Source organism: Acrocarpospora macrocephala (assembly GCF_009687865.1).
GTDB classification, from domain to species: Bacteria; Actinomycetota; Actinomycetes; order Streptosporangiales; family Streptosporangiaceae; genus Acrocarpospora; species Acrocarpospora macrocephala.
In genome coordinates, this window is the sequence record NZ_BLAE01000036.1 from 85118 (window position 1) to 103955 (window position 18838).

Below are 18838 nucleotides of genomic sequence, written 5' to 3' on the forward strand. Positions count from 1 at the left end.
CGCCGAACGGACACCCATGCCGTTCGCGCGTCTCCCAGAGGAGAACCATGCGAACTCGTAAACCAAGATCAATAGCGGGCCGGATCCTGCCGGTCGCGGCCGCCGGCGCGTTGGCCGCGGCGCTGCTGGCGGTCCCCGCGCACGCGGATCCGGACGACAGGGCGTCCGCGTTCGCCAAGGCATGCCGTCATGCGGGCGAGCACGCGAACCAGGACAAGCCCAGGGTGATCGTGACGCAGGACGGCGAGGTGGACGACATGGATTCGTCCATCCGGTTCCTGTACTACGCCAACGAGTTCGACATCGCGGGCATCATCTACTCCAGCTCCCGGTTCCACTGGGCCGGTGACGGAGGCTCGGTGGCGCCCTTCCGGTGGACCGGGACGGACTGGGTCAACCAGTACATCGACCTGTACGCCCAGCTCTACCCGAATCTCAAGAAGCACGCCGACGGCTATCCGACCCCCGCCGCGCTCCGCTCCCTGTACAAGATCGGCAACATCGAGAACGTCAGCGAGATGACGAAGGTGACCGAGGGGTCGGAGTGGATCAGGAAGGTGATCCTCGACAACAAGCCCGGCCCGCTCTACGCCCAGGCCTGGGGCGGCCTCAACACCATCGCCCGGGCACTGAAGTCGATCCAGGAGGAGTACGAAGGCACCAGCCAGTGGCCGGCCATCCAGCAGAAGGTCAGCGACAAGCTGGTCATCTACAACATCCTCAACCAGGACGCCACACTCGCCGACTACATCAAGCCGAACTGGCCCCAGGTGAAGATCATCGACAACCAGAGCCAGTTCTGGAGCTTCGCCTACCAGTGGAAGAGCAACGTGCCCGAGCCCTTCCAGTACACGCTGCGCGCGCCGTACATGGAGGCCAACTTCCTCAACGGCCACGGCGAGCTGTTCCAGCAGTACCGCACCTACCGGGACGGCAAGCCCACCCCCGGGGACGACCAGAACAATCGCTGGCGCCCGGAGCAGAACCTCACCTACGACGTCCATGACTTCATCTCCGAAGGCGACTCGCCGGCGTACATGTACCTGTTCGACTTCAACGGCCTGCGCTCGTCGGAGGACCCGACGTACGGCGGCTGGGGCGGCAGGTTCGCGCCGAACGCCTCGGGCTGGATCGACACCTCCGACGTCAATCCGTACAGCTCGACCGCGACCAACCAGCGCAGGTATCCGCAGACGCGGTGGGTGGAGGACATCCAGAACGACTTCGCGGCACGCGCCGACTGGGGTATGACGCGGAAGTACTCCCAGGCCAACCACAACCCCGAGGCCTCGGTGAAGGAGGGCCTGGACCTGACCTGCAAGGCCGGATCGACGGTCACCCTGCGCGGCAAGGGCAAGGACCCCGACCACGACCGGCTGTCGTACAAGTGGTGGCAGTACACCGACGCGGACACCTACCCGGGCGCCGTCGAACTCACCGGAGCCGACACGCCGTCGGTCTCGTTCACCGTGCCCGCCGACGCCGCCCCGGGCAGCACCATCCACCTGATCCTCGAGGTCAAGGACGACGGCACGCCCGCGCTGAAGCACTACCAGCGGGTCGTCATCACCGTATCCGGCTGATATTCGCCCACTGATGTACGGCCATGCCCGCACCTCCGGGGTGCGGGCATGGCCGGCGTCCTGCCTTGCCCGGAATCCCCACTCGACGTTCGTTGCCAGTTTGTTACAAGGACATGTCATTGACATCGACACAAAGTCACTCGTACGGTCTTCGTATGCCTAATCAGTCACGAATAGAAATTCAAGACCGGGTATTCGGTGCCGGTATCTGGCACTTCGGCCGCTATGTCGACCGATACGCGACCGACGGATACGGCCCGCCGGTGAGCACCCTGCAGGCGATCGACCGCGCCGGGCAGGTCGAGGACCTGTCGGTGGTCGACCTGACCTTCCCCTTTGACCCGGCGGACCTGCCGGTAGCCGAGGTGGAGGACGCGCTCAAGCGCAACGGCCTGCGCGCGATCGCCATCACGCCGGAGATCTACACCAGGCGTTTCACCCGTGGCGCGTTCACCAACCCCGACGCCCAGGTGCGCCGGCAGGCGATCGAGCTGGTGTCGCAGGGCGCGGAGGTCGCGCGTCAGCTCGGCTGCGACTACGTCAAGCTCTGGCCGGGCCAGGACGGCTGGGACTACCCGTTCCAGGCCGACCACTCGCAGCTGTGGCGGTTCTCCCTGGACGCGGTGGGCGAGCTGGCGGCGGCCTTCCCCGACCTTCGCTTCGCGATCGAGTACAAGCCGCGCGAGCCGCGCAACAGCATGGTGTTCTCCTCGGTGAGCAAGACGCTGCTCGGCATCGAGGAGATCGGCCTGCCCAACGTGGGCATCCTGCTCGACTTCGGCCACTCGCTGTACGGCGGCGAGAGCCCCGCCGACGCGGCCCGGCTCGCCATCTCGCGCGGGCGGCTCTTCGCGATCGACGTCAACGACAACTACCGCGGCTGGGACGACGACATGGTCGTCGGCTCCGTCCACCTGACCGAGACCTTCGAGTTTTTCTACGCCCTCCAGGACGCCGGCTGGGACGGCGTCTGGCAGCTCGACCAGTTCCCCTTCCGCGAGGACTCGGTCGAGGCGGCGCGGGCCGGCATCCGGGTCATGAAGGCCATCGACCGCGCGCTCGGGCTGGTCGACCGCGAGGCGCTCACTGCGGCTCAGCAGGCCCAGGACGCCCTGGCGGCCCAGCGCATCGTCCAGCGGGCGCTGCTCAGCACGATGGTAGAGCAGTGATGACCCTGCTCCCCGCCGCGCCCCGGCCGGCCCGCGAGTACCGCCAGGTGGCCGAGCGCGTCCGTACCGGCGGCGACCAGACGGCCGCCGCCGAGCTGAACCGGATCTCCACGGAGGTCCGCCGCAGCATCATCACGATGATCGAAAGGGCCAAGCTGGGGCACATCGGCGGCGACCTGTCGGTCACCGACATCCTCGTGACGTGCTTCTACGCGGTCCTGTCGGTCGACCCCGAGCAGCCGGACTGGGAGCGGCGCGACAGGTTCGTGCTCAGCAAGGGCCACTGCGCCGCCGCGCTGTACTCGACCCTCGCGCACTGCGGATTCTTCGACACCGGCGAGCTCGCCACCTTCATGGCTCCGCTGTCGGCGCTCAACGGACACCCCAACAAGGTCAAGGTCCCCGGCGTGGAGACCAACACCGGGGCGCTCGGGCACGGCCTGCCGGTGGCCACGGGGTGCGCGGTGGGCGCCAAGCTGGACGGGGCGAGCTGGCGCACCGTCGTCGTCATGGGCGACGGCGAGCTGCAGGAGGGCAGCAACTGGGAGGCCGCGATGGCCGCCTCGCACCAGGGACTCTCCAACCTCACCGCGGTGATCGACCGGAACCGGTTGCAGCAGGGCGCGCGCACCGAGGACACCAACCGGCTGGAGCCACTGGCCGAGAGATGGCATAGCTTCGGCTGGGAGGTGCGCGAGGTCGACGGCCATGACCACCTCGCCCTTCGCGCCGCGCTGCGCGGCTCTGACACCGGCAAACCCGTCGTCGTCATCGCGAACACCATTAAGGGGAAAGGCGTTTCGTTCATGGAGGATCGGGTCGAGTGGCACCACAAGGTGCCGACCTCCGAGCAGGTCGAAGCCGCCCTCGCGGAGCTGGCCCGATGACCGTACTGGAGCAGCAGGCGACCTTCGACTGCCGCCAGGCCTTCGCCGAGGAACTCAGCGCGCTCGCCCGCCAGGACGAGCGGATCGTGGCGATATGCAATGACTCCGTCGGCTCCAGCAATCTCGTCGGCTTCCGCGAGGAGTTCCCCGACCGGTTGATCAATGTCGGCATCGCCGAGCAGGAGCTCGTCGGCCTCGCGGCCGGTCTGGCCAACGCGGGCAAGATCCCGTTCGTCTGCGCGGCGGCCCCGTTCCTCACCGGTCGGGCGCTGGAGCAGATCAAGGCGGACGTCGCCTACAGCGAGGCCCACGTCGTGCTGTGCGGGCAGTCCCCGGGCATGGCGTACGGCGAGCTCGGTCCCACCCATCACTCCATCGAGGACCTGTCCTGGGTGCGGGCGGTCGCCAACCTGGACGTGATCGTTCCGGCCGACCCCGTGCAGACGCGCCTGGCGGTGCGCTGGGCCGCGGCCTCCAGCCGCCCCTCCTACCTGCGCATCCCCCGCTTCAAGGTGCCCGCGGTCACGCCCGCGGACGCGCCGTTCGAGCCGCGCCGGGCGGTGCTCCTGCGGGACGGCGACGACGTCACGGTGATCGCCATCGGCTCGCTGACGTCGCGCGCGCTGCAGGCGGCCGACCGGCTGAGCGAGGAGGGCGTGTCGGTACGCGTGCTGAACATGCCCTTCATCGAACCGCTGGACCTGGACTCCGTCCTCGCCGCCGCCCGCGAGACCCGGGGCATCGTGACCGCCGAGGAGGCCACCATCAGCGGCGGTCTCGGCGCCGCGGTGGCCGCCGCCGTCGTCACCAACCACCCCGCTCCGATGCGGATACTCGGCGTACCGCGGGTCTTCGCCCCCACCGGGGACACCGCCTTCCTGCTCGATCATTTCGGTCTCTCCGCGGACGGCATCGCCGAGGCTGTACGGAGCCTGCTCAGCCATGGCTAAATCGCTGATTCTCGCCATCGACCAGGGGACCAGCTCGACGAAGGCGCTGCTCGTCGACGAGGACGGGCAGGTCGTGTCGCGCGGGCTCGCGCCGGTGTCGGAAAGCCAGCCCCGGCCCGGGTGGGTGGAGCAGAGCGCCGACGAGATCTGGCAGAGCGTGCGACGGGCGGTCGCCGACTGCGTCGGCCCAGCCCACGCCGCCCAGGTCATCGGGGTGGGTTTCAGCACCCAGCGCGAGTCGCTGGTGCTGTGGGAGCGCGGCACGGGCCGCCCGATCGGTCCGCTGATCAGCTGGCAGGATCAGCGCACCGGCGCGCTGTGCCGTGAACTCGTGGCCGCGGGAGCCGGCCCCGTGGTGCGGTCGGCCAGCGGGATGCCCCTGGACCCGATGTTCTCGGCGTTGAAGGCCCGCTGGCTGCTGGACGCCCACGACCGGGACCGGAGCCGCGCCCGCGCGGGCGAGCTGTGCCTGGGCACGGTCGACTCCTGGCTGCTCAGCCGCCTCGGCGGCGAGCACGTCGTGGAGGCGGGCAACGCCTCGCGCACCCAGCTGCTCAACGTGGACACGGGGAAATGGGACGAGCGCCTGCTCGAGCTGTTCGGGGTGCCGTGCCAGGTGCTGCCGCGGGTGGTCGCCTCCGACGGTCCCTTCCCCGCGGTCCGCGACCTGGCGCCGCTGCCGGACGGCGTCCCGGTGCTGGCCGTCATGGGCGACTCGCACGCCGCGATGTTCGCCCACGCCGGGTGGCGCGCCGGAGTCGTGAAGGCGACCTACGGCACCGGCTCGTCGATCATGGCGATCGGTGACTGCGGCGACGCCCCGGGGCTGTGCCGCAGCATCGCGTGGGACCTCGGCGGTCCCACGCTCGCCGTCGAGGGGAACATCCGGGCCACCGGCCGTACCCTCAGCTGGCTGGCCGAGCTGTTCGGCGCCACTCCCGAGATCCTCCTGGCGGAGGCCGCGGACACCGGCGGCGTGGCCATCGTCCCCGCGTTCGGCGGCCTCGGCGCGCCCTGGTGGGAGCCCGACGCCACGGCGATCGTGGCCGGGCTGACCCTCGGCACGAGGCGGGGCCAGCTGGTCGCGGCCGCGCTGGAGGCCATCGCCTTCCAGGTGGAGGACGTCGTGGCGGCCCTGGAGCGGGCGACCGGCGAGGTGCGGGTGCTCCTGGCCGACGGCGGCCTCACCCGCAGCGACCGGCTGATGCGGCTGCAGGCCGACATCAGCGGCCGGCGGGTCGCCCGCACCGGCGAGCACGACCTGTCCTGCCTCGGCGTGGCGGACGCGGCCGGGCTGGTGGCCGGGCTGTGGACGCTCCAGCAGTTGGAAAGGCGGCCCAGGACCGCCGACGAGTACACCCCTGTCAGCGACCAGGCAGAGCGCGCCGCCCGGCGGGCCGCCTGGCGGGAGGCGGTCCAGCGGTCGCGTCCCGTACCGGCGACAGGCGAGAGGAGAACCACATGAGCACATCGCCGCCGGCCGCCCGCCGCCGGGTCCCGGCAGGGTGGGTCGCCACCGCGGCCATCGTGGCGCTACTGGTGGCCATGGCGGTCAGCACCAAGTACCGATCGGTGGAGGCCGCGGCGGCCGCGGCGCCCAAGGGATTCGACCCTGCCGCGTTCGGCGCGGAGAACTATGACGCCAAGGTCGTGCCCGCCATCAAGGGCAACGCCGTGGAGCTGCCCGCACTGCTGAAGGCGGTCGAGGAGGACAAGGAGGCCGCGGGCCAGAAGTACGGCAAGCGGGCGGGCACCGGCCCGTACAACTTCGCCGTCAAGGGCACGGGCACGGCGGGCAAGCCCACCTCGGGGCTGTTGCCGGTGGATGTTCCCGGCCTGCCGGACGGCGCCAAGGTGTATCTGCAGATCGGTCCCGCCATCAACGGCACGGCCCTGCGGGACTCCGTCGGGTTCATCACCTTCGGCCAGTTCGTCAACCAGGTCGACTTCGCCGACGCCGCCACGGCCCTCAACGACCAGATGCGCCAGAAGCTGCTCAACGGCCTGGACATCGCCGCGCTCGACGGGAAGAAGATCAGCTTCACCGGCGCGTTCACCCTGCTGACACCCGCCACCGTGACGATCACCCCCGTGGCGGTCTCATGAACGCGCACGTTCTGCAGGCCCGCGAGGTCACCAAGGTGTACGGCGGCACGCACGCCCTCAAGGGAATCGACTTCGGTGTCGCGCCCGGCCGGGTGACCGCGCTGTTCGGCGAGAACGGCGCGGGCAAGTCCACGCTCATGAAGATCCTCGCCGGCATCGAGCAGCCCACCACCGGCCACGTCGAGCTCGACGGCAGGCCGGTCCGGCTGCTGTCCTCACGCGACGCCGCCGACCAGGGCATCGCCATCATCCACCAGGAACTCAGCCTCTGCCCGAATCTCAGCATCCAGGACAACCTGTTCCTGGCGCGTGAGATCCCGGGCGCCTTCGGAGCCATCGACCGCAAGGCGCAGCGGCAGGCCACCGTCGCGGTCCTGAACCGGCTGGAAGAGGATGTCGACCCCAACCGTCTCGTCGGTGAGCTACGGCTCGGCCAGCAGCAGCTCGTGGAGATCGCCCGCACCCTGTTGCAGCAGGCCCGGGTCCTGATCATGGACGAGCCGACCTCCGCGCTCACCGCGCCCGAGGTCGAGGTGCTGTTCCGGGTCATCAGGGAGCTGACCGCCGCCGGAGTCGCGGTCGTCTACATCTCCCACCACCTGGATGAGGCACTGGAGATCGCCGACGACGTCGTGGTGCTCCGCGACGGCTCGCTGGTCGCCACCGCCGACGCGGCGGAGGTCGACATCCGGTGGATCGTCGCGCAGATGGTGGGCCGCGACCAGGACGCCCTGTTCCCCAGCCGGGAGCCGGTGCTGGGCGAAGAGCTCCTCACCGTACGGAACCTCATGGTGGCCGATCCCGACGTGCCCGGCCGGCTCGCGGTCAACGATCTGTCGCTGACCGTGCGCGAAGGCGAGATCGTCGGCATCTACGGCCTGATGGGCTCCGGCCGCAGCGAACTCCTCGAGACGCTGGCCGGCAAGATCACGCCGGTGTCCGGTGACGTGCTGCTCACCGGGACTCCCCTCGGCGGCGTCGGCATCCGCGAGCGCATCGAGCGCGGCGTGGCCCTCGTCCCCGAGGACCGCCAGCGCGACGGTCTCGTGCAGACCATGTCGGTCGGCGAGAACATCTCCCTGGCCGGGCTGAGCTCCATCGCGGGCCGCCTGTTCCTCTCCAGGAACCGGGAGCGCGCCGCCGTCGCGCGGACCATCAGCGACGTCACGGTGAAGACCAGCGGCCCCAAGGCGGCCATCGGCTCGCTGAGCGGCGGCAACCAGCAGAAAGTGGTCATCGGCAAGGCCCTGCTGACCGGCCCGCGCGTCCTGCTGCTCGACGAGCCGTCCCGCGGGGTCGACGTGGGCGCGAAGGCCGACATCTTCGACCTGATGGCGGCGCAGGCCAGACGCGGCCTGGCGGTGCTGTTCACCACATCCGACGCCGAAGAGGCCCTGCACATCCCCGACCGGCTGCTCGTGCTCGCCCGCGGCTCCCTCGTCGGCGAGTTCCGGCAGGGCGAACTGACCCGGGAGGAACTCATGAGCGTGTCCGACGGCGGCGCCCCCACCACCGCGGAGGGGCCGCGATGACCGCCCCGGCCACCACGCAGACGGCTACCGAAGCCGCGCCGCCCGCGCGGGCGGCCCTGCGAGCCCGGCGCCTCTCGCTGCTGAACGTCGCCTTCGAACTGCGCGCCTTCATCGCGCTGGCCGTCCTCATCGTGGTCTTCGGACTGCTGTCGGACTCGTTTCTCACCGTGACGAACCTGATCACGATGACCAAGCACGTCGCCATCAACGGCGTGATCGCCCTCGGCATGCTGCTGGTGATCCTCAAGGGCGGCATCGACCTGTCGGTGGGCTCCATCGTGGGCCTGTCGGGAGTGGTCGCCGGTGAGCTCCTGCAAGGCCTGCAGATCGGCGGAGTGATCGCCTATCCGCCCGTGTGGGTGGTGATCGTGCTGTGCGTCGCGGTGGGCACGGCGGTCGGCGCGCTGAACGGCCTGCTGGTCACCCGGTTCAACGTCGCGCCCTTCATCGCCACGCTCGGCATGCTCTACGTGGCGCGCGGCGCGGCGATGCTGATCTCCAACGGCGCCACCTATCCTAACCTGGGCGGCGATCCCAGCCTCGGCAACACGGGCTTCCACCTGCTCGGCAGCGGGCGGCCCCTCGGCCTGCCCACCGCGATCTGGATCATGATCATCCTGGCGGTCGCCGTCGCGCTGCTGCTGGCCAAGGCGCCCTTCGGCAGATGGCTGTACGCCACGGGCGGCAACGAGCGAGCCGCGGAGCTGTCCGGCGTACCCGTACGCCGGGTCAAGGCGATCGTGTACGTGATCTCCGGCGCGTGCGCGGCGATCGCGGGACTCATCATCGCCTCCGAGCTGACCTCCGCCGCCCCGCAGGCCGGCGAGACGTACGAGCTCAACGCGATCGCCGCGGTGGTCATCGGCGGCGCCGCGCTCAGCGGAGGCAAGGGGAACGTGCGCGGAACCCTCGTCGGCGCCTTCGTGATCGGGTTCCTCGCCGACGGCCTGGTGATCCTGGGCGTGTCGACGTTCTGGCAGATGGTCATCAAGGGGGCAGTGATCATCCTTGCCGTGGTCCTCGACCAGGTCCAGCAGCGATTCAAGCGCCGGGGGGCCGCCGCGTCCGCAGTGGTGGCGAGCGAACAACCCAACTGACCTACCCCACCCCGCACAACAAGGAGATACCCATGCCCGCATCACGTCCACGCCGTCTTCGGCCCACCCGCGGCACAGTCCTCGCGCTCTCGCTGCTGCTCGGCGGCTCCCTGCTGGCCGCCTGCGGCAGCGACGAGCCCGCGGCGACCGGCTCCCCGGCCACCACCTCCGCCACGGCCGGCGGCCTCATCGCCGTCATCACCCCGTCGCACGACAACCCCTTCTTCAAGGCGGAGGCCGACTCGGCCAAGGTCAAGGCCGAGGCGCTCGGTTACGAGACGTCGGTCGCCTCGCACGACGACGATCCCAACAAGCAGAGCGAGCTGATCGACGCCGCCATCTCGCGCAAGGCCAAGGCGATCATCCTGGACAACGCGGGAGCGGACGCGTCGATCGGCCCGATCCGCAAGGCCGCCGAGGCCGGAATCCCGGTCTTCCTCATCGACCGCGAGATCAACGCCACCGGCATCGCCAAGGCGCAGATCGTCTCGAACAACTCCCAGGGCGCCCAGCTCGTCGCCCAGTCGTTCGTGGAGGCGATGAAGAGCAAGGGAAACTACGTCGAGCTGGTCGGCAAGGAGTCCGACACCAACGCCAGCGTGCGTTCCAAGGGATTCGCCGACGTGATCTCGCAGTACCCGGACATGAAGCGGGTCACCCAGGAGAGCGCCAACTGGGACCAGCAGGAGGCGTTCACCAAGATGGAGACCATCATTCAGAAGAACCCCGACATCCAGGGCGTCATCGCGGGCAACGACACCATGGCCCTGGGCGCCGTGGCCGCGCTGAAGGCCGCGGGCCTGCTCGACAAGGTGGAGGTCGTCGGCTTCGACGGCAGCCCTGACGCCATCGCCGCGATCAAGGCGGGAGAGATGCACGCGACCGCCCTGCAGCCCGCCGCTCTCGGTGCCGAGTCCGCCGTCGAGCAGGCGGACGCGTTCATCAAGACGGGCAGCACGAGCAAGGAGGAGAAGCAGTCGATCGACTGCGAACTGGTCACCGCGGAGAACGCCGACGAGTTCGGCGTTTTCGCGAGGAAGTAGACCGCCGGCGGAAGGGCGCGTAGCGTCCTTCCGCCCGCCTACGATGTAGAGAGTCAGGATGGAATAGACATACGGGGAAGGTGGTGCTCGGTGGTCGCGGATCTGGGCCGTAGTCACGGCGTGGGCACGGACCACTTGCGCCTGCTGGCACGAGTGGCCCGCATGTACCACGAGCAGAACATCCGGCAGCCCGAGATCGCCGCGCTACTCAACATCTCCCAGCCGCGCGTCTCGCGCCTGTTGAAGGAGGCCGTCGCCTGCGGCATCGTCCGGACCGTAGTCGTGCTTCCCGACGGTGTCCACACCAAGATCGAGGAAGACCTGCAGCGGCGGTTCGCCCTGCGTGACGTCGTGGTGGTGGACGCCGACGGAGCCCGCGGCGACGTCATCCCCGCCCTGGCCGCGGCCGCCGCCGTCTACTTCGACACCACCTTCACCGGGGGCGACGTCATCGGCATCTCCTCGTGGAGCGAAACGCTCCTGGCCGCCGTGAACCGCATGAGCCCGAAGAACACCCAGGTCGCCGACCGTGTCATGCAGCTCGTCGGCGGAGTGGGCAGCCCCGAGGCCCAGGTCCTCGCCACCCGGCTCATCGGCCGTCTCACCGAAATCACCAAGGGCCGCCCCGTCTTCGTGCCTTCGCCGGGAGTCGTCGGCACCCCCATGGTCCGCGACGCGCTCCTGCAGGACTCCGCGGTCGTCGAGGTCATGTCCCAGTGGCACGACCTCACCGTCGTCCTGGTCGGCATCGGCAGCCTCGACCCCTCACCGCTGCTGCTGCGCAGCGGGAACGCGATCGGCCAGGCCGACCGGGAGGAACTCCGCCTGCTGGGCGCCGTCGGCGACGTCTGCCTGCACTTCTTCGACGAGAACGGCAACGCCATCGACTCCGCCTTCGACCGCCGAGTCGTCGGCATCGACGAAGCGAGCTTCCGAGCCGTGGCCCGCCGCGTCGCGGTCGCCGGCGGCATGCGCAAGTTCTCCGCCATCAAGGCCGCCCTCGAAGGCGGCTGGGTGAACGTGCTGATCACCGATTTAGAGGTCGCGCAGAGCCTGCTCGACCATAGGGCGTGAAACTTCTCGTTGGCCAGAGCGGTCAGTCGGTGGTGCGGCGTTCCAGTAGCGGGCGGAGGGTCTCCAGGACGGCGGGGTCCTCGATGGTGGACGGGACGGGGGCCGGGCGGCCGTCGGCCAGGTCGCGCATCGTGCGGCGGAGGATCTTGCCGGAGCGGGTCTTGGGCAGGGCGTCCACGATGGTGACCTCCTTGAAGGCGGCCACGGCGCCGATGTCGCGGCGGACGGCGGCGATCAGTTCGGCGCGGAGCGTGTCAGGGGCGATCGGGGCGCCGGCCTTCAGGACGACGAAACCGCGGGCCACCTGGCCCTTGATGGCGTCGTGGACGCCGATCACGGCGCATTCGGCCACGGCGGGGTGGGCGGCGAGCACGGCTTCCATGCTGCCGGTCGACAGCCGGTGGCCGGCCACGTTGATCACGTCGTCGGTGCGGCCCATCACGAACAGGTAGCCGTCCTCGTCGAGGTAGCCGCCGTCGCCGGTCAGGTAGTGGCCGGGGTAGTGGGACAGGTACGAGGCGATGTAACGGTCGTCGTCGCGCCAGAGCGTGGGCAGGGTGCCGGGCGGCATGGGGAGTTTGATGCAGATGGCGCCTTCGGCCCCCGCCGGCAGTTCCGCGCCGGCGGGGTCGAGGACGCGGATGTCGTAGCCGGGCATCGGGACGGTGGCGGATCCCGGTTTGATCGGCATGGGGTCGAGACCCTGCGGGTTGGCGGCCACCGCCCAGCCGGTCTCGGTCTGCCACCAGTGGTCCACCACGGGCACGCCGAGCCGGTCGGAGGCCCACCGGTGGGTCTCCGGGTCCAACCGCTCTCCAGCCATGAAAAGTGCCCTGAAAGCCGACAAATCGTATTTGTCGATTTCGTCGCCCTCCGGGTCCACCTTCTTGACCGCCCGCAGCGCGGTCGGCGCGGTGAACAGGGCCTTCACGCCGTACTGCGAGATCACCCGCCAGAACGCCCCGGCGTCCGGGGTGCCCACCGGCTTCCCCTCGTACAGCACGGTCGTCGCGCCCGCGAGCAGGGGCGCGTACACGATGTAGGAGTGGCCCACCACCCACCCGACGTCGGAGGCCGTCCACCACACGTCACCAGGCCCGATGCCGTAGACCCCGGCCATCGACCACAGCAGCGCGACCGCGTGCCCGCCGTTGTCGCGCACGACTCCCTTAGGCCGGCCCGTGGTGCCGGAGGTGTAGAGGATGTAGAGCGGGTCGGTCGCCGCCACGTCGACGCAGGCGGCGGGCTCGGCGGCGGACATCAGCTCGTCCCAGTCGGCGTCGCGCTCCCCCATCTCGGCGCGCGCCCGCTCGCGCTGGAGCACCACGACCTTCTCCGGCGGGTGCGCCGCGGCGGCGATCGCCTCGTCCACGATCGGCTTGTACTCCACCACCCTGGTGGGCTCGATGCCGCAGGAGGCGCAGACCACGACCTTCGGCTCGGCGTCGTCGATCCGGGCGGTCAGCTCCTTCGGGGCGAAGCCGCCGAAGACCACCGAGTGCACCGCGCCGAGCCGGGCGCACGCCAGCATCGCGACGGCGGCCTGCGGCACCATCGGCATGTAGATCACCACGCGGTCGCCCTTGCCGACGCCGAGGTCGCGCAGCACGCCGGCGAACCGCGCCACCTGGTCAAGCAGCTCGGCGTAGGTGTAGCGGGCCGTGCCGCCGGTGACCGGCGAGTCGTAGATCAGCGCCGTACGGTCGCCGTGCCCCGCCGCCACGTGCCGGTCGAGCGCGTTGTGGCAGGTGTTCAGCTCGCCGTCCGGGAACCATCGGTACAGCGGCGCGTCCGTGTCGTCCAGTGCCCGCCGGGGAGCGCGGGACCAGGTCACCGCCTGCGCCGCGGCGAGCCAGAACGCCTCGGGGTCCTTCAGGCTCTCCGCGTAGACGTCGTGGTACATGCCCATCACGGTCTCCGTTTCGTTTCGTAGCCGGTACACCGCGTAACACCCACCCGCCGTACCGTCATCGACCGTCCTCCCGAACCGGTCAGAAGAAGCCTAGGTCGTATGGGCGTCACCGGAGCCGGCCGGCGAGGGGCAGTCTGGTCCGGGTGAGCAGCGCCGCCGCTGTTGCCAGCACGGGTAGCCCCACCACCACGGCGAGCACGAATGGCCACGGTATGGCGATCGTGGCCGGGTCTCCGGCGCCGTGCGTCGTCATCGGCCGGCTCAGGGCCACGCCCGTCACCGTTCCCGCGGCCAATCCCACCAGGGCGCCGAGCCCGGAGATGTAGAGGGCCTGGCCGGCCACGACCACCCGCAACATCCCGGGCGGGGCGCCGATCGCCATCATGGTCGCCCGCTCGGGCCGCATGTCGGCGGCGGCCAGGCGGGTGGCGGCCAGCGTGCCGCCGACGACGAGGACGAGAGCGCCGCCGAGCCAGCCCCACAAGCTGGGGTCGGGCACGTTGCGATAGCCCTCCTCGGAGGCGATCGTGACGCGGGAGGTCGCCTTGGCGAGATCGCGCCACAGCGTGGAGTCGGCCGGCGGCCGGTACATGGCGTAGAGCTGGCGCTCCGACGTCGAGAAACCGGCCTGCTCGACCAGGGCGCGCGGCAGCAGGGCGCCGCCTTGGTGCTCGTCGGCGGGTGTGGCCAGCACCGCGGGCACGTCGAGCTTGCGCGCGGGGGCGGACGTGGAGCTCGCCCGCAGCGCCAGCTTGCCGTCCCGCAGCGCGGCCGCGTCGAACACCACGGCCTTGCCGCTCGCCAGCGCCGCGGCCGCCTGCGGGTCGTGGCGCCCTTGCAGGAGCCTGAGCAGAGCCTGGTCTCCGATGGCCACCGTGCGACGCGTCCGTATCCCGTTCCAGCGCACCGTGTACCGCAACGCGTAGCGGTGGCCCTGGGCGTCCTTCGCGTGATAGCCGGCGACCAGCGGCACGCCCGGCAGCTGGCGGGCCGTTTCGGCGCGAAGCCTGTTCCAGGCCGCGTCGCCGATATTGCCGGCCCAGATCGCCAGCATGCCGGTCGGGCGCGCCGAGGTATAGGCGTTCCGCCGGTCCATGTACTCGCTGTAGGCGCCGATGCCCATCGCCACGACCGTGGCCGTGACCGCGATGACGGCCGCCACGGCGCTCACCGTCCGGGATTGGTGGCGGACCGCGTCGCGGACGGAGACCCGCAGCGGGAGCCGCAACCGGGCGGCCAGCCGTCCCGTGCAGCGGACCAGCCATGGCGTCAGCACCACCAGCCCGAGCAGGACCAGCACCGCGGATGCGAGCACCCACACCGAGCCCGGCTGGCGCCGCGCCACCACGGTCGCCCCCAGTCCGGCCAGCACCAGCGCGGCCCCCACCAGGGGCCATCCCGGCCGATCGGCCACCGCGGGCGCGCGGCCGGCCAGCACGGTCGCGGTGTTCTGCCGAGCCGCCTGTACGGCCGGCACCAGCGCCGCCACGAGCCCGGTGAGCAGGCCCAGCGCGGCGACGCTCAGAACCGGCGACCACGGTACGCCCGGCGGGCCGACCTGCCCTCCCCAGCGCGCCACGACCGGGGCACCCAGCACTCCGGCCCCGATGCCCAGCACCGTCGCCACGAGGGTGGCCACACCGCCGAGGACCAGTCCGTCGGCCAGCACGATCGTCCGCAGCTGCCCGGCCGAGCCGCCCTGCGCCGCGATCTCGGCCAGTTCCCGGCGCCGTCTCCGGAACCCGACCGCGAAGGCGGGCCCGGCCAGCAGCACGATCTCCAGCACCACCATGATCACCATGGCGCCGATCCCGACCGTGGCCTGGACGTCGAAGGCCGAGGCACGAACCGGGGTGGCCGCCGGTCCGGTGAGCATGGCGCGGGAGGTGACGAACAGACCGGCCCTGTTCAGCGTGGGCACGTCGGCCCAGGACACGGGCTTGGGGGTGTCGGCGAGCCATCCGGTGCCGCGCCCGTCCGGTGACCAGAATTCATCCAACGGCGCCAACGGGAGATCCGGACCCACTACCTGTCGAAGCGAGGGCTGGTGCGGGTGCTCGACCACGCCCACCACCGTCAGCGGCGCCACGCCGACTGGCTGCAGGAGATCGCCGGGCCGCAGGCCGAACGCGCGTGTCACCGCGACCTCGCGGGCGGCCGGAAACCTGCCTTCGCTCAGCGTCAGCATTCCCCTGGTGACGGGATCGCGCAGGTCGATCTCCAGCGCGTCGACCCGCTCGGCGCCCAGCCGGAGCACGCCGGTGCTGAAGGGGATCAACCGGGTGCCCGGTCCGAGCAGCGCCACGACCTCGGCGGCGCCGAGCCTGGGCACGGCCGCTTCGTCGCCGCCCGTGTTCCAGCTCGCCCCGTTCTGCTCCTGGTGGAGCTCCGTACCCGCGGGCACCTGAACGAGGCGGGCGTCGGCCGCGCCGAGCTCGGCCGCCAGTCCCTCCCGCGGAGTGACGGTCATGGTCTCGGTGAGGGTGAGCATCGCCGTGATCACCAAGACCGGCAAGCCGATCATCACCATGATGAGCGCGCTTCGTCCCCGGGCACGCCACGCGCTCCGGCGGGCGATGCGCAGCGCGGCGCGAACGGCGCTCATCGGGCGCTCACCAGCGATTCGCTCGTGGAATCCGTGATCATCCCGTCGCGGAGGAACACCACCCGATCCGCCCAGGCGGCGTAGCGCGGCTCGTGCGTGACGAGCAGGACCGCCGCGCCAGCGTCACACCGAGCGCGTAACACTTGCATGATCTCGTCGCCGGTGCGCGTGTCCAGCGCGCCGGTCGCCTCGTCGGCCAGCAGCAGGCGCCGCTCGCCGACCAGAGCACGGGCGATCGCGACCCGCTGGCGCTGGCCGCCGGACAGCTCGTCGGGGAAGCGGTCGGCCAGGTATGCCACGTCGATCTCCGTCAGCACGGCCATGGCCTCCTCGCGGGCCAGGCGTGACCGCACGCCGTCGAGCTCGCGCGGCAGCATCACGTTCTCCGCCGCCGTCAGCGACGCGATCAGGTTGAGGTCCTGGAAGACGTAGCCGACGCTGCGGCGCCGCAGTGCCGCCAGGTCGCGCACGGTGGCCAGGTCCTGCCCGCCGATGTGCACCGTCCCCGACGTGGGCCGGTCGAGCCCGCCCGCGAGGTTGAGCAGCGTCGACTTGCCGGACCCGGACGGGCCCATGACCGCGACCAGCTCTCCCGCGCCGACCTCGAGGCTCACGCCCTTCAGAGCGGGTACGGCTGTCGCCCCCTCGCCATGGACTCTGGCCACCTCGGCCAACCGTACGAGCGTCATCTTTCCTCCTTGAGAACGGCCTCGCAGTGGTCCAGCCACCGCTGCTCGGCCTCGGCCCGGAAGATCATGGAATCGAGCACGAGCCGCTGGGCCACGCCTTCCGTGACAGCCCGCTTGGCCCTGGTCAGCTGCTGGAGGGCGCGCATGGTCGCCGTCCGCTGCGTGCGGATGACCTCGGCGACGTCCACCTCCTTGGCGGTGACGGCCATGGCCAGCTTGATGACCAGCTCGTCCCGCGGCCGGTCGGACTGGACGACGGGGGTGCTGAACCATCGCCCCAGTTCCGCCCGGCCGGCCGCGGTGATCGTGTAGACGACCCGGCCCTGCTCGTCCGACTCGCCCGGCTCGACCAGGCCGTCACGCTCCATGCGGGCCAGCGTCGTATAGACCTGGCCGATGTTGAGCGGCCAGGTCGCCCCAGTCGACGCCTCGAATTCCCCCCGCAATTGGTAGCCATGCCGGGGTCCTCTGCTGAGCAGGACGAGCAGCCCGTGCCTGATCGACATGAATACTAAGTATGCATATTCAGTATGCACTGGGCAAGGCGATCCACCGTATTCCGCACACGACGCGGCGTTCCACGTCACCGGCTGTCGTCGCACTCGGCCTGCTGGCTGATGGACAGCAGGATCGCCTCGGCGGTCCCGGCCGGGTAGCCGTCCCCCGCCTGCGGCAGGAGACATCTACGCCCTCGTCCTGGACCTGTGCCGTCAACCCTGGAAGCGTCTGTCCGATCTGTTGATCGCATCGGTGACCGCCGCCAACGGGCGCCCGCTGGCCACCCGCATTCGGCCAGACCCTCCCAGGAGCAAGTTCAAGACCGGACCGTGGAACCGGCGCTACCGGCGTGACCGCCGGCCCGAACCCGGCGTCATCGTCCGATGCTGCGCCGAAAATCAAGCCCACCCGGACTCACGGAAGACCCGCGGAAGTGCATGATCGGGTCGATGGGGGTTAGCATATAAATGGCTTTCTTCGATACACGATCGCCGCCAGCCAGGGGGTGCAGTGAATTGACGGCTGGAGACCCATCGCCAAGGCATCTTCCCATCATTTCCGAGCATGACACATGGATAAGTGTCGACCCGGTAATCGGCTGTCCAGCGAATTGTTCGTACTGCTATCTTGGGCCGATCGGCCTGAAGGCGAGCCAGCCTAGATCGATAATTCCTCCAGGGCGGGCGATGGAAATGCTGTGCGAGTACCTCGGAGAGACTCGCGGTGACATGGGCGACGAGGCCGAATCCACCCCCATCTGCCTGGGCAATTATACCGACATGCTGTTAACCGCCGCCAACCGCGAATACTTTCATGAATTCGCGAGCGAGATGGCCGCTGTCGGCTCCGCCCGACCACTGGTGGTGGTGTCCAAAGGGCGCATGTCCCGCTCCCTGGCGGAGGCCCTCGACGACCTGAACATCACTATCATCATCTTCCACTCACAATCCTTCCATCGGACGGCATTGGAGATTCGGACGGAAAAAGGCCCCGTCCTCATCCCGGATCAGACATTCGACGCCGGAGCGACGTATCGCGGCCTCAAGAACATAACGCCGGTTCACTTCTGGCGACCGATCACCCGCAAGGCCGTGCCGTCCACCGGTTGGGCAGTCGAGACGGTGCGGCGGCTAAAAGCGTCCGGGTACCGTTGCTCGGTCGCTCTCGGTCTCTCGGTCGGGGCGGGAATCGCCCAGTCGGAACTTGTCCAAACCGGCTTGCTGGAACAGCCCACCGAAGCATGCGACGAGATGTGGGACGCGGAGGCATGGGCGGACATCACCGCCGCGGCTGTCACCGTGGGCTATCCTGTCTACCGGAGCACATCGTGCGCAATCGCATTGGCCAGCGGGAAAGCCGAAGCTCTTGGCGTGTGGGATCGTCAGCGAGGCGCTGCGGAGCGGTGCTGGCCATGCAACTGTCCGGCGACTCAACGAACTCTTTGCCAGTCCAAGACTCTTCGGTCGGAGGCCATGAAGGAGCCGCTGGCCTGGATCGCGGACCACCTGGGGGGAGACGCTTCCCGCCTCGAGGCGCTATCTGGCCGCCGCGTTCGGGTGAGTGGGGAGATTCGGCAGTCCATGATTAGCCTGGTACTGCACAAGTATCAAATCGAACTGCTACCCGAATCGATTTCGGCTGAGCGGGCCTGGCTTGGCAGATTTGGCAGGAAAGGCAGCAGTGAATAGGACCC

At 69.9% G+C, this 18838-nt stretch carries 15 protein-coding genes; 11 read left to right on the forward strand and 4 right to left on the reverse strand.

Features of this window, described 5'->3' with window-relative positions; genetic code table 11:
• Positions 1-47: 47 nt before the first annotated feature.
• The 10 genes from Amac_RS30025 (at position 48) to Amac_RS30070 (ending at position 11441) form a co-directional block, all read left to right on the forward strand.
• On the forward strand, positions 48-1583 hold the full coding sequence (locus tag Amac_RS30025) for a DUF1593 domain-containing protein (protein WP_170322734.1): 1536 nt from the start codon (positions 48-50) through the stop codon (positions 1581-1583).
• 155 nt (positions 1584-1738) lie between these two features.
• Positions 1739-2752 carry a sugar phosphate isomerase/epimerase family protein gene (locus Amac_RS30030; protein WP_155357777.1) on the forward strand — a complete coding sequence of 338 codons (1014 nt, stop codon included), beginning with the start codon at positions 1739-1741 and terminating at the stop codon, positions 2750-2752.
• Entirely contained in the window at positions 2752-3639 is an 888-nt protein-coding gene (locus tag Amac_RS30035; protein WP_155357866.1) for a transketolase, read from the forward strand. The genes Amac_RS30030 and Amac_RS30035 overlap by 1 nt, the downstream gene beginning before the upstream one ends.
• On the forward strand, positions 3636-4589 hold the full coding sequence (locus Amac_RS30040) for a transketolase family protein (RefSeq protein ID WP_155357778.1): 954 nt from the start codon (positions 3636-3638) through the stop codon (positions 4587-4589). The genes Amac_RS30035 and Amac_RS30040 overlap by 4 nt, the downstream gene beginning before the upstream one ends.
• Complete coding sequence (locus Amac_RS30045; protein ID WP_155357779.1) at positions 4582-6054, forward strand: FGGY-family carbohydrate kinase; 1473 nt, start codon at positions 4582-4584, stop codon at positions 6052-6054. Before Amac_RS30040 ends, Amac_RS30045 begins: the two co-directional genes overlap by 8 nt.
• Positions 6051-6695, forward strand: a complete 645-nt coding sequence (locus Amac_RS30050) for a DUF2291 family protein (RefSeq protein ID WP_155357780.1) — start codon at positions 6051-6053, stop codon at positions 6693-6695. Before Amac_RS30045 ends, Amac_RS30050 begins: the two co-directional genes overlap by 4 nt.
• Entirely contained in the window at positions 6692-8227 is a 1536-nt protein-coding gene (locus tag Amac_RS30055) for a sugar ABC transporter ATP-binding protein (protein ID WP_155357781.1), read from the forward strand. The genes Amac_RS30050 and Amac_RS30055 overlap by 4 nt, the downstream gene beginning before the upstream one ends.
• Positions 8224-9324 carry an ABC transporter permease gene (locus tag Amac_RS30060; RefSeq protein ID WP_155357782.1) on the forward strand — a complete coding sequence of 367 codons (1101 nt, stop codon included), beginning with the start codon at positions 8224-8226 and terminating at the stop codon, positions 9322-9324. Before Amac_RS30055 ends, Amac_RS30060 begins: the two co-directional genes overlap by 4 nt.
• Positions 9325-9356: 32 nt before the next feature.
• Complete coding sequence (locus Amac_RS30065; RefSeq protein WP_155357783.1) at positions 9357-10367, forward strand: D-ribose ABC transporter substrate-binding protein; 1011 nt, start codon at positions 9357-9359, stop codon at positions 10365-10367.
• Positions 10368-10457: 90 nt separating this feature from the next.
• Complete coding sequence (locus Amac_RS30070; protein WP_246268793.1) at positions 10458-11441, forward strand: sugar-binding transcriptional regulator; 984 nt, start codon at positions 10458-10460, stop codon at positions 11439-11441.
• Between the two features lie 22 nt (positions 11442-11463).
• On the opposite strand, the gene Amac_RS30075 is transcribed toward Amac_RS30070, so the two are convergent.
• The 4 genes from Amac_RS30075 to Amac_RS30090 form a co-directional block, all read right to left on the reverse strand.
• Positions 11464-13383: a propionyl-CoA synthetase gene (locus tag Amac_RS30075; protein WP_281356356.1), complete on the reverse strand. Its 1920-nt coding sequence runs from the start codon at positions 13381-13383 to the stop codon at positions 11464-11466.
• Positions 13384-13459: 76 nt separating this feature from the next.
• Complete coding sequence (locus Amac_RS30080; protein ID WP_155357785.1) at positions 13460-15958, reverse strand: ABC transporter permease; 2499 nt, start codon at positions 15956-15958, stop codon at positions 13460-13462.
• Complete coding sequence (locus Amac_RS30085) at positions 15955-16647, reverse strand: ABC transporter ATP-binding protein (RefSeq protein WP_155357786.1); 693 nt, start codon at positions 16645-16647, stop codon at positions 15955-15957. The genes Amac_RS30080 and Amac_RS30085 overlap by 4 nt, the downstream gene beginning before the upstream one ends.
• Positions 16644-17153: a PadR family transcriptional regulator gene (locus tag Amac_RS30090; protein ID WP_155357787.1), complete on the reverse strand. Its 510-nt coding sequence runs from the start codon at positions 17151-17153 to the stop codon at positions 16644-16646. Before Amac_RS30090 ends, Amac_RS30085 begins: the two co-directional genes overlap by 4 nt.
• Positions 17154-17873: 720 nt before the next feature.
• Between Amac_RS30090 and Amac_RS30095 the strand changes: the two genes are divergently transcribed.
• Positions 17874-18833, forward strand: a complete 960-nt coding sequence (locus tag Amac_RS30095; RefSeq protein WP_155357788.1) for a hypothetical protein — start codon at positions 17874-17876, stop codon at positions 18831-18833.
• Positions 18834-18838: the final 5 nt, after the last annotated feature.

Bases quoted from the DNA above. Each gene is read 5' to 3' on its own strand.
- Amac_RS30085 (WP_155357786.1), bottom strand. From the start codon at position 16,647: ATGACGCTCGTACGGTTGGCCGAGGTGGCCAGAGTCCATGGCGAGGGG.
- Amac_RS30035 (WP_155357866.1), top strand. From the start codon at position 2,752: ATGACCCTGCTCCCCGCCGCGCCCCGGCCGGCCCGCGAGTACCGCCAG.
- Amac_RS30025 (WP_170322734.1), top strand. From the start codon at position 48: ATGCGAACTCGTAAACCAAGATCAATAGCGGGCCGGATCCTGCCGGTC.
- Amac_RS30090 (WP_155357787.1), bottom strand. From the start codon at position 17,153: ATGTCGATCAGGCACGGGCTGCTCGTCCTGCTCAGCAGAGGACCCCGG.
- Amac_RS30060 (WP_155357782.1), top strand. From the start codon at position 8,224: ATGACCGCCCCGGCCACCACGCAGACGGCTACCGAAGCCGCGCCGCCC.
- Amac_RS30045 (WP_155357779.1), top strand. From the start codon at position 4,582: ATGGCTAAATCGCTGATTCTCGCCATCGACCAGGGGACCAGCTCGACG.
- Amac_RS30055 (WP_155357781.1), top strand. From the start codon at position 6,692: ATGAACGCGCACGTTCTGCAGGCCCGCGAGGTCACCAAGGTGTACGGC.
- Amac_RS30040 (WP_155357778.1), top strand. From the start codon at position 3,636: ATGACCGTACTGGAGCAGCAGGCGACCTTCGACTGCCGCCAGGCCTTC.
- Amac_RS30030 (WP_155357777.1), top strand. From the start codon at position 1,739: ATGCCTAATCAGTCACGAATAGAAATTCAAGACCGGGTATTCGGTGCC.
- Amac_RS30065 (WP_155357783.1), top strand. From the start codon at position 9,357: ATGCCCGCATCACGTCCACGCCGTCTTCGGCCCACCCGCGGCACAGTC.
- Amac_RS30050 (WP_155357780.1), top strand. From the start codon at position 6,051: ATGAGCACATCGCCGCCGGCCGCCCGCCGCCGGGTCCCGGCAGGGTGG.
- Amac_RS30095 (WP_155357788.1), top strand. From the start codon at position 17,874: ATGGGCGACGAGGCCGAATCCACCCCCATCTGCCTGGGCAATTATACC.
- Amac_RS30080 (WP_155357785.1), bottom strand. From the start codon at position 15,958: ATGAGCGCCGTTCGCGCCGCGCTGCGCATCGCCCGCCGGAGCGCGTGG.